Origin of the sequence: Mesorhizobium tamadayense (assembly GCF_003863365.1) — a bacterium.
Lineage (GTDB): Bacteria > Pseudomonadota > Alphaproteobacteria > Rhizobiales > Rhizobiaceae > Mesorhizobium > Mesorhizobium tamadayense.
Map to the genome: position 1 here is coordinate 17,507 of NZ_RQXT01000018.1, position 9,433 is coordinate 26,939.

The 9,433-nt window shown below is 61.9% G+C and carries 11 protein-coding genes; 4 read left to right on the top strand and 7 right to left on the bottom strand.

Translation table 11 applies throughout. The annotated features are described in order from the left end of the window. The first annotated feature begins 1 nt into the window (after position 1). From EH240_RS16095 to EH240_RS16110, 3 genes are all read left to right on the top strand, one after another. Entirely contained in the window at positions 2-763 is a 762-nt protein-coding gene (locus EH240_RS16095; protein ID WP_124999835.1) for an MBL fold metallo-hydrolase, read from the top strand. Positions 764-1,209: 446 nt separating this feature from the next. Continuing rightward, positions 1,210-1,983: an NAD kinase gene (locus EH240_RS16105; RefSeq protein ID WP_124999839.1), complete on the top strand. Its 774-nt coding sequence runs from the start codon at positions 1,210-1,212 to the stop codon at positions 1,981-1,983. 191 nt (positions 1,984-2,174) lie between these two features. After that, on the top strand, positions 2,175-3,734 hold the full coding sequence (locus EH240_RS16110) for a DEAD/DEAH box helicase (RefSeq protein ID WP_167484039.1): 1,560 nt from the start codon (positions 2,175-2,177) through the stop codon (positions 3,732-3,734). 97 nt (positions 3,735-3,831) lie between these two features. Here the strand turns inward: EH240_RS16110 and EH240_RS16115 are convergent, their stop codons facing one another. The 3 genes from EH240_RS16115 to EH240_RS16125 all read right to left on the bottom strand — a co-directional run bounded on the left by EH240_RS16115 (position 3,832) and on the right by EH240_RS16125 (position 5,922). Continuing rightward, on the bottom strand, positions 3,832-4,440 hold the full coding sequence (locus EH240_RS16115; protein WP_124999843.1) for a hypothetical protein: 609 nt from the start codon (positions 4,438-4,440) through the stop codon (positions 3,832-3,834). A 315-nt stretch (positions 4,441-4,755) separates the two neighbouring features. Beyond that, positions 4,756-4,986, bottom strand: a complete 231-nt coding sequence (locus EH240_RS38495) for a hypothetical protein (protein WP_206075275.1) — start codon at positions 4,984-4,986, stop codon at positions 4,756-4,758. 42 nt (positions 4,987-5,028) lie between these two features. After that, on the bottom strand, positions 5,029-5,922 hold the full coding sequence (locus EH240_RS16125) for a LysR family transcriptional regulator (RefSeq protein ID WP_124999845.1): 894 nt from the start codon (positions 5,920-5,922) through the stop codon (positions 5,029-5,031). 119 nt (positions 5,923-6,041) lie between these two features. Here EH240_RS16125 and EH240_RS16130 point away from each other — a divergent pair, with 119 nt between their 5' ends. Further along, positions 6,042-6,926, top strand: a complete 885-nt coding sequence (locus tag EH240_RS16130) for an NmrA/HSCARG family protein (protein ID WP_124999847.1) — start codon at positions 6,042-6,044, stop codon at positions 6,924-6,926. A gap of 78 nt (positions 6,927-7,004) precedes the next feature. Here the strand turns inward: EH240_RS16130 and EH240_RS16135 are convergent, their stop codons facing one another. The 4 genes from EH240_RS16135 to EH240_RS16150 all read right to left on the bottom strand — a co-directional run bounded on the left by EH240_RS16135 (position 7,005) and on the right by EH240_RS16150 (position 9,418). Beyond that, entirely contained in the window at positions 7,005-7,655 is a 651-nt protein-coding gene (locus EH240_RS16135; RefSeq protein ID WP_124999849.1) for a YiaD family glycine zipper/OmpA-like lipoprotein, read from the bottom strand. A gap of 103 nt (positions 7,656-7,758) precedes the next feature. After that, the gene (locus tag EH240_RS16140; RefSeq protein ID WP_124999851.1) at positions 7,759-8,127 is read right to left on the bottom strand and encodes a GFA family protein; all 369 of its coding nucleotides are present in this window, start codon (positions 8,125-8,127) and stop codon (positions 7,759-7,761) included. A 188-nt stretch (positions 8,128-8,315) separates the two neighbouring features. Next, on the bottom strand, positions 8,316-8,693 hold the full coding sequence (locus EH240_RS16145) for a hypothetical protein (protein ID WP_124999853.1): 378 nt from the start codon (positions 8,691-8,693) through the stop codon (positions 8,316-8,318). 299 nt (positions 8,694-8,992) lie between these two features. Then, positions 8,993-9,418, bottom strand: a complete 426-nt coding sequence (locus EH240_RS16150; RefSeq protein WP_124999855.1) for a GFA family protein — start codon at positions 9,416-9,418, stop codon at positions 8,993-8,995. Positions 9,419-9,433 lie beyond the last annotated feature (15 nt).

Sequence of the window (9,433 nt, forward strand, 5' to 3'; positions counted from 1 at the left end):
AATGAGCACGCTTCCGGCCATCGAGGCTCCGGATTGGTACGAGACCATCCGCATGGGCGACGACATCACGCTCATCCATGAGCCATGGATAAAGCCGTTCTTCCGCTGCAACATTTGGCATGTGCGCGGGCGCGACCGCGATCTGCTGTTCGATACCGGCCTCGGCCATTTCAGCCTCAGGCGCCATGTCCCATTGGTGACGGAGCGCAAGCTCGTCTGCGTCGCCAGCCACACGCATTTCGACCACATCGGCTGCCACCACGAATTTCCTGACCGCTGCGTGCATTCGGCCGAAGCAGAGATCCTCGCCGATCCGCGCAACGAATGGACCGTCGCCGACCGCTATGCCACCGACGAGATGTTCGATGGCATGCCCGAAGGCTGGGAGACCACGCGCTACTGCATACTGCCCGCGCCTGCCGGACGGCTGCTCGAGCATGGAGACGTGATCGATCTCGGCGACCGCGCCTTCGAGGTCATCCACACGCCCGGACATTCGCCCGGCGGCATCGCGCTCTACGAAAGGACGACCGGCATCCTGCTGTCCGGCGACATCGTCTATGACGGGCCGCTGATCGACGACGTCTATCACTCCGACATCAAGGACTATGTGGAGACGCTGCTCTCCATGCGCGACATCGACGTCTCGGTCGTGCATGGCGGTCATTTCCCGAGCTTCGGCAAGGTGCGTTATCGCCAGCTCATCGGCGAATATCTCGCGCACAAGCGCCAGGCCGGCTGCCACCTGCAGCGGAGCCGCTGAGCGATCTCAGGCGAAAGGATTGTGGGCTTAAAGCGCCCTTTGTGGACAAGGCGTTCCGGCGGCATCGCCGCAGCGGGAGACAGTAGGCTGCGGCCGCTGGCTCATCTCTTCCGAATGCCGCACCAATTCGGCGAACATGAGGGCGAAACTTCCCATCATCAGGAAGACTATGATCAGACGCGTCACCGGCAATAGACAGGTCTCTCGACTGGCCAGCCCCCGCCAACCCATCCACTGTCGGCTAACATGATCGATCCGGCTTTACGAGAGTTTAAGGTTCGCCTTAACCATTGCAGCCATCACATTCGTTGCATGGCTGACACGAAGCGCGAGCGCCGCTCCTTGCCCGCATGGCACGGCGCGCCGCCCTTTGCAGATGCGGGCGGCGCATGCTACGCCGTCGCCGGCGCGACCCGGCAGGCGGTCGCGGTCGCCATTCGGGATCCATGAGCAAAGAAACCAACCGTTTCGCCTTCGTCTCTTCCGACACCGACGACGCCCGCGCGGCGCTGGAGACCCTGTCGGCGCGCTATGGGCAAATACCTGTTGCCGAAGCGGAGATCGTCATCGCGCTCGGCGGCGACGGCTTCCTGCTGCAGACGCTGCGCGACACGATGAGCACCGGCAAGAAGGTCTACGGTATGAACCGTGGCACCATCGGCTTCCTGATGAACGAATATCGTGCCGGCGGACTCGAGGAACGCATTTCGAGAGCGGTGTCCGAGACGATCCGCCCGCTGGAAATGGAGGCGGTGACCCATGAGGGCGAAACGGTCTCCGCGCTGGCGATCAACGAAGTGGCGCTTTGGCGTCAGTCCTATCAGACCGCAAAGATACGCATCACCGTCGACGAGCAGGTGCGGCTGGAGGAATTGAACTGTGACGGCGTGATGATCGCGACGCCCGCCGGTTCGACAGCCTACAATTTGTCGGCGCACGGACCGATCCTGCCGCTCGACGCGCCGCTGCTGGCGTTAACCCCGGTGAGCCCCTTCCGGCCGCGGCGCTGGCGCGGCGCGCTGCTCTCCAACAAGGCGACCGTGCGCTTCGACATATTGGAGTCGGAAAAGCGCCCGGTTAACGCCGCCGCCGACCACACCGAGGTCAAGGCGATTGCCTCGGTCACGGCGCGGGAATCGCCGACCGCGACGGCGACGCTGCTGTTCGATCCCAACCATTCGTGGAACGAGCGCATCCTTGCCGAGCAGTTCCGCTATTGAGCCGGCGCAAAGGCATCGCCTTGATTACGCGTTGCGATTAAGGTTACGTCTTCACAATCGCTGGATTTTCGGCCGTTTCTGTTGACAAATCGCGGACTTGCGCCTAACTGCAGGCCGATCTTGCAGACGCGCGGCGCCTGCCGTGACGGCCACCGTCGCGATTTCCCGAACCAGCCAAAGACATCAAACACTTGTCATCAGACACCACGATCGCTCTAGAAGCGTTGACGTTCACAGACCTCGGCCTATCGCCGAAGGTCCTCTCCGCAGTCACCGACGCCGGCTACACCAAGCCGACTCCGATCCAGGCTGGCGCCATTCCGCATGCGCTGCTCGGCAAGGACGTGCTGGGCATTGCCCAGACCGGCACCGGCAAGACCGCTTCCTTCGTGCTGCCGATGCTGACCCGGCTGGAAAAGGGCCGTGCGCGAGCCCGCATGCCGCGCACGCTGATCCTCGAGCCGACGCGCGAGCTCGCCGCGCAGGTCGAGGAGAACTTCGTCAAGTACGGCAAAAACCACAAGCTCAACATCGCGCTCCTGATCGGGGGCGTCTCCTTCGATGAGCAGGACAAGAAGCTGGAGCGCGGCGCCGATGTGCTGATCGCGACACCGGGCCGTCTGCTCGACCACCGCGAGCGCGGCAAGCTGCTGCTCAACGGCGTCGAGATCCTCGTCATCGACGAGGCCGACCGCATGCTCGACATGGGCTTCATCCCCGATATCGAGCGCATCTGCGAGATGATCCCGTTCACGCGCCAGACGCTGTTCTTCTCGGCGACGATGCCGCCGGAGATCACCAAGCTCACCGAGAAATTCCTGCACGCGCCGGTGCGCGTCGAGGTTTCGAAAGCCGCGTCCGCCGCGACCAACATCATCCAGCGGCTGGTGAAGTCGGGCTCGAAGCCATGGGACAAGCGCGAGACGCTGCGCAACCTGATCAAGGCCGAAGACGCCGACCTGAAGAACGCGATCATCTTCTGCAACCGCAAGATCGAGGTGTCGGAGCTTTTCCGCTCGCTGCTGAAGCATGATTTCGATGCCGGCGCGCTGCATGGCGACATGGACCAGCGCGCGCGCATGCAGATGCTCGCTAATTTCCGCGACGGCAAGCTGCGCTACCTCGTCGCTTCCGACGTCGCCGCTCGCGGCCTCGACATTCCGGACGTCAGCCACGTCTTCAACTACGACGTGCCGATCCACGCCGAGGATTATGTCCACCGTATCGGCCGCACCGGCCGAGCCGGCCGCTCCGGAAAATCCTTCACCATAGCGACGCGCTCCGACACCAAATATGTCGATGCCATCGAAAGGCTGATCGGCACCAAGATCGAATGGCATGACGGCGACCTGTCGACGGTCACCGAGAGCGAAGGCGAGGATGCGCCCCGCCGTGGCCGCGGCGCCCCGCGCCGCGCCGGCCGCAAGGATGAAGACCGCAAGGGCCGGGGCGAGCGCAAGAAAGGCGCGGACCGCCATGCCAGGCAAGGCGAGGACGAAATGCCGGAGGCACCGCGCGAGGAGCAGCCGGTTGCAGAGGTCGCCGACATCGCCGAACGCCGTGCCCGCAAGGATGCGATCCGCTCCGAGAACGACCGCAAGGGTTCCGGCAACCGCAACGAGCAGCGCGGCGATACCCGTCCTCCGCGCGACCACAACCGCCCTGCCCGCCACCGCAAGGAGGAAGACGACGGGACCGTCGGCTTCGGCGACGATGTGCCGGCATTCATGCGGATCGTCGCAAAAGTCTGATCTTCGATATCAGCGTCGGCAGAGACGAAAACGGCCCCGAGTGGGGCCGTTTCTTTTGCTGCTTTACCCTGAAGGGTTCAGGCAAGCATTGTCTCTCTTACATCGGCCCCGGCATCATCATCGTCGGTTTTTCCAGCATCGGAAAATCGGCCTTGCTGCATTTCACGTTCGGGTTCGTCGGGCTGAACATGCCGTTCGGATTGTCGCTGAACAGCCAGGCGTGAAGGTCATAGTGCACGAACTCCTTCGGGATGAGCGGGTAGTGCCCCTCCATCGGTCCCATGAATTTCTGACCGAATAGGCTCGGTGCTTCCTTGACGTCCGGCGTCAGCGGCACCAGCCATTCCACGCCGACCAGCTTTAAGCCCTTCTTGGTCGGCTCGTAGATCAAGACGTTGGGTTTCATCGGATCGAGCTTTTTGCCGATGCTCGGGACATTGACGAAATGGACGCCCATGGCGCCCTTCGGATATTCCATCGCGCCCGGTATCTTCTCGCCGGAGTAGTAGACGCAACCGACCGTCGATAGGTAGAGGTCGCGGACGGCGGCCGTGTAGTCTTCATATTTGGCGAGCGATTTTTTCAAGGCTTCGATGTCGGCCTTGTTGGCGTCCTCGGCCCGAGCCGTGGCGGCTCCAAGCCATGCACCCAAGAGACCAGTCAAAACGAGGACGCCGCAGCGCCCAAGGCGAGCTGTTCTAGTCATGCATTCCTCCCAGATGTTTCATCTGGCCGTGCAAGACCGGGGCGGAAGATGCTGATTGCGCGGCCAGTTTTGTACCGCCCCATCCCCTTTGGAACAGCATCGATGCTAATCCTTTCCGTGGTTGTGGGAAAGCCATGCCGAGGGCTGCGAAAGGGTGTCTGTGAGCCATTGATACCTCCTTCTTTCGGCTGACCTCGAGCGGTGCGGCCACGGATGGCGAGCACCACGCCGAGGCGGATCGGCGGCGACTTCAGCCGTCCTGCCTCGATATCGGAAAGCCGGATTACGCAACGATTTCAGAGGGCCGGAACCTGGTTACGTCTGAAATCGAAGCACGCGTGGATGGAGTTTTAGCCAGGCTGGCGTGGTATCGCCGCCGCCATGCCCTAAATGGTGAGCGCCGAGCGGCGACCGCGCCTGGAAACACGCCGCGCCCGCACGGCGCGAGAGCGTGGTGCGTTTTCGTGAACGGACGATGATCATGAACAGACTGTTGTGGATTGTGATGGTGTTGATCGGCGCAGGACTCATCCTGCTGATGGTCAACGATTCCGCCGGCAGCGCTTCAGGGCAATACGGTCCTGGGCATTACAAGTCTTTGAGCGCCAGGCCGGCCGCCGTCATGTCCAGAAACGCACGAACCTTGGCCGAGGAAGACCTGCCGTCCTGCCACAGCGCATGTATCGGCACCAGCAAGGGCTCGAACTCCGTCAAGACCAGTTCCACGCGACCGTTGTCCACCAGATGCCTAATCTGCCAAAGCGGCGAGTAGCCCAGACCCAATCCCTGGATCGCGGCGGCATAGATCGATGTCATCAGATTGGACCGGAAAGTGCCCGTGACCTTCACGGTCCGAGGCTGTCCTTCAATACGGAACATCCATTCAGCCGGGCGCTCGTCGGCGTTTCGAATGAGGCAATTGTGCTCGTTCAAGTCGAAGGGATGGGCCGGCCGTCCCCGCTGCTCGAAATAGGAAGGCGCACCGAAAACAACGCGCCGCAACGCTCCAAGGCGTTTCGCCCGCAAGCTGGAATCCGGCAAATCGCCGATCCGTATCGCCAAATCGACGCCCTCGGCACCGAGATCGACGAACCCGTCGGAAAGCTGGAGGTCAACCTCGACCCGAGGGTATATCCGCATGTATTCGACAATGATGGGGACGAGGAAGTCTGGGCCGAACAGAACCGGCGCGCTTATGCGCAGTATCCCTGATGGCTCCAACCGCTGGTTGGCCGCTTGAAGTTTTGCTTCATTGATCTGGTCGATCGCCGGCTTGATGCGAGCGAAAAACGTCGCGCCGGCTTCGCTCGGTGTCGATCTACGCGTCGTTCTATGCACCAGTTCGACCCCGATGGCTTCCTCCATCGTCGCCAGGGACCGGCTTATCGATTGCAGCGAGCGATTCGTACGGCGCGCGGCAGCCGTCAGGCTTCCGTGCTCAACGATCGCGATAAAGGCCTCAAGATCATCTATCCTGTTCATGTATTTATCCCGAATTTCGATATAATATATCGCAATATCGACTAATTGTAACGAAATTCGTGACTCAATATTTCTTCCCTACCGGAGGTCCCGGAACAGATCGATGGAAGGGAATTGTCATGCAAGCATCCAATCCAACCGTCCTGGTTGTCGGCGCCACTGGCCGATTTGCCGGGCTTGTCGTGCCTGAACTGGTTCGCCGCAATGCCAAGGTCCGAGCGCTCATCCGCGTCCCCGCGGATGCCGGCAAGGCGCGGCAGGCCGGAGCGTCCGAGGTCGCGATTGGAGACCTGCGCGATCGTCAAAGCCTCGAAGCCGCCCTTGAGGGTATGGACGGCCTCTTCCACATTGGCCCGGCCTTCGCGCCCGACGAAGCCGCCATGGGTGTCGCTATGGTCGAGTCGGCGGCGAAGGCAGGAGTTCGGAAGTTCGTTTTCTCGTCGGTGATCCAGCCCACCAATGCAAAGCTGAAAAACCACGCCAGCAAGGTGCCAGTCGAAGATGCTCTCTTTTCGACGAACATGGATTACACCATTCTGCATCCTGCCAATTTCATGCAGAATATCGCAGCCGCCTGGCCATCGGTCGTCGAGCATGGCGTCTTCTCGGAGCCGTTTCCAAAGACCGCGAAGGTAGCGCGTGTCGACTACCGCGATGTCGCCGAGGTGGCGGCCATCGCGTTGACCGAAGCGCGATTGTCCTACGCCTCGCTCGAATTATGCGCCGACGGCATGCATAGCCGCGTTGAGATCGTCTCGATGATGGCCGAGGAGCTTGGCCGCCCCATAGACGCCGAAGAGCCGACTTTTGAAGAATGGGCGGCAAAAGCCGGCCTTCCCTATAGCGACCGCCAAATGCAGATCTTGGCCAAAGTCCATGACCACTATGCCAAATACGGCCTCGGCGGAAACAGTCTGACGTTGCGCGCCGTGCTCGGTCGCGAGCCGCGTTCGCTGCGAGGCTTCATTCGGGAACTGGCCCGGCAGGCGGCGGATGCCGCCTGATCGCCTTTGACTGGAAGAGCCAGATATTCAACATGAAACGGCCCCAGACCGGGGCCGTTTCATGTTGGTGCCGTCTTGTCAGGTGAGCGGCGACAGCTGGATCTCGACGCGGCGGTTCTGGGCGCGGCCCTGGGCCGTTGCGTTGGATGCGACCGGGCGTGTCTTGCCGAAGCCGGTGACGGCGAAGCGGCGGGAATCGACGCCCTGGCCGGAGAGGTAGTTGGCAACCGCAAGCGCGCGACGCTGCGACAGGTCGAAATTGTGCTCGTCGCCGCCGGTCGAGTCGGTGTGGCCGAACACGTCGACCGTGGTCTGGCGGAACTTGTTCAGCACCAGCGCCACCGAGTTCAGCACCGGATAGAAGCCCGGCTTCACCGCGTCCTGATCGACATTGAAGGTGATGTCGGACGGCATGTTGAGGATGATCTGGTCGCCGCTGCGGGTGACGCTGACGCCGGTGCCCTGCAACTGACGGCGGAGTTCCGCTTCGTTCTGGTCCATCGTCGCGCCGATCGCGCCACCGGCAAGCGCGCCGATGCCCGCGCCGATCAGCGCGTTGCGGCGGTCATTGCCTCCGGCGAGCAGACCAAGGCTGGCACCTGCCAGGGCGCCAAGGCCGGCGCCGGCCGCGGTGTTGGAGATCTTCTGGTCGCCGGTATACGGATCGGTGGTGGTGCAGGCGCTCACGAGCACAGCCGTCGCCACGACGACGAGCACGGTCTTCTTCATAAGATGGTCCCTCTCCAAATCGCGGCCATTGCAGCCGCGCCAAATCAGCCCTTCCGCATGCCTTGTACATGAATTGCGGCAAAAAGCGGAACGGCAAACGCTGCTACCAGAGGTTCTTGCCGTCGATCACCACCACTTCGACCTTGTCCAGGTCGAAATCGTCGAACAGGCGTGAATTGACGCTGATCTTGGGGTTGTCGAAGTCGGGCTCCCCGGTCGACCAATCGGGCGTTTCGGTGAACGTGCCGCAGCCGCAAGTGGCGCAGAAGCCGTGCTTGATGGTTTTCGAGCCCCAGCGGTAGAAGGAGACGTTTTCAGGCGGGCTGGTGAGCTTGAATTGCGACGGGACGTAATAGGCCCAGAGCGACCCGCGCTTGGAGCAGAATGAGCACGTGCATTGCGTCACTGTCTGCGGTGCCTCGGACAATTCGAAAGTCGTGGCCTTGCAGTGGCAGCTTCCCTTGATGGTCATGAATATCACCTCTCCGTTGTCCACCACCGCCTCGCGCAATTCCGGGCGGAAACCGCCGCGGAATTGCACTAGCGGCAAGGCAACATAAAGAAGCGGTCGTGACAACCGTCTGTCAGCAGACGCGGCAGCGCGTGTCGCCATGGGTCGAGGGCTCACGTGCTCTTGGCACCTGCCCGGTCCGCAGTAGCCTAGTAGGAACGCGGAGGCACGAACAGGCAAATTGTCTTGCCGGCATCGAGGCCTGCCTGATGTGCGCACCAGTGGAATTCACCGTCCGGGCTGTCCTTGACACGCTTGTCGGTCATGGGAACGACCTCACCCGTGTCGGCGATCACATAACCTTCGGGTTTCTCCAGGACCTCGCCCGTGTGAGCCGTGCGGCAATCGTAGTTGGCGCAGCAGGCAAAAGGATAGCTCCAGCCTTGCGGGCGCGCCGCCGTGGGTTTGGCGTCGTGCGCGACGGCGGTCGCGGTCAGCATCACCGCCCCGACGGTGGCGAACAGGGAAAACAGGAGTCGGCCGGCCGGGCGAACGGCTTGGGCCGATCTTGACTTGGCAGCAGACATCGAAGCGTTCCTTTCGAGCTTCAAGCGTTTTCGCTTGCCCGTTCCCGGAACGTGTCTTCCCAGTGGCCGGATCGTCAGTCGCAGATATGCCGCGTCCGGCCATGAATGCTTCTATCCCCCAGCCCGAATGCTGGGCTGATTCCTCGGCCGGCGCAAGAACTGGGCGCGCCCTACGGATCGCACCGGGGCTCAGCATCGGCCACCGAAAAGGGTGCGCCGACTTGGTTAACGAAAATCAAACGACCAGCCGGCGACCAGGGTGCCTAAGAACGAAATTCTGCCAATGGAGGTTCCAGCCGTCAGCCGGTGACATGTTCACGATATTGCGGCAGGTCGTCCGTAATCGTGAACCATGGCGCCTTGGAACCGACGAAGATGTGTGCATTTGGGCGGATGCCTGGATCGTCCATCAACGTCCCCATGGCGATATGGACGTAGGCACCTTCCCGCACCAATGAATAGAGCAGCGAGCCGCACTGCCCGCAATGCGCGTCGTGGCCGCTTTCATCGCCATAGATCAGCAACCTGTCGTCGCCCGCGGTGAGACGAAACTTCTCGCGCTCGATGCCGGCGAAGGGCTTGAAGGCGGATCCCGTGGTGCGGCGGCAGTTCGAGCAATGGCAATTCGCCGCGTAAGCGAATTCATCGGCCACCTCGTAGCAGACCGCGCCGCAGAAGCATTTTCCGGCTAGCGTGCGGGCGCTTGCCCTTTCCGGATTTGCCAAGGTTTTCCTCCCTGC

Coding starts and splice junctions, on each gene's coding strand:
- EH240_RS16130 (WP_124999847.1), top strand. CDS start 6,042: ATGCAAGCATCCAATCCAACCGTCCTGGTTGTCGGCGCCACTGGCCGA.
- EH240_RS16095 (WP_124999835.1), top strand. CDS start 2: ATGAGCACGCTTCCGGCCATCGAGGCTCCGGATTGGTACGAGACCATC.
- EH240_RS16135 (WP_124999849.1), bottom strand. CDS start 7,655: ATGAAGAAGACCGTGCTCGTCGTCGTGGCGACGGCTGTGCTCGTGAGC.
- EH240_RS16145 (WP_124999853.1), bottom strand. CDS start 8,693: ATGTCTGCTGCCAAGTCAAGATCGGCCCAAGCCGTTCGCCCGGCCGGC.
- EH240_RS16140 (WP_124999851.1), bottom strand. CDS start 8,127: ATGACCATCAAGGGAAGCTGCCACTGCAAGGCCACGACTTTCGAATTG.
- EH240_RS16125 (WP_124999845.1), bottom strand. CDS start 5,922: ATGAACAGGATAGATGATCTTGAGGCCTTTATCGCGATCGTTGAGCAC.
- EH240_RS16115 (WP_124999843.1), bottom strand. CDS start 4,440: ATGACTAGAACAGCTCGCCTTGGGCGCTGCGGCGTCCTCGTTTTGACT.
- EH240_RS16105 (WP_124999839.1), top strand. CDS start 1,210: ATGAGCAAAGAAACCAACCGTTTCGCCTTCGTCTCTTCCGACACCGAC.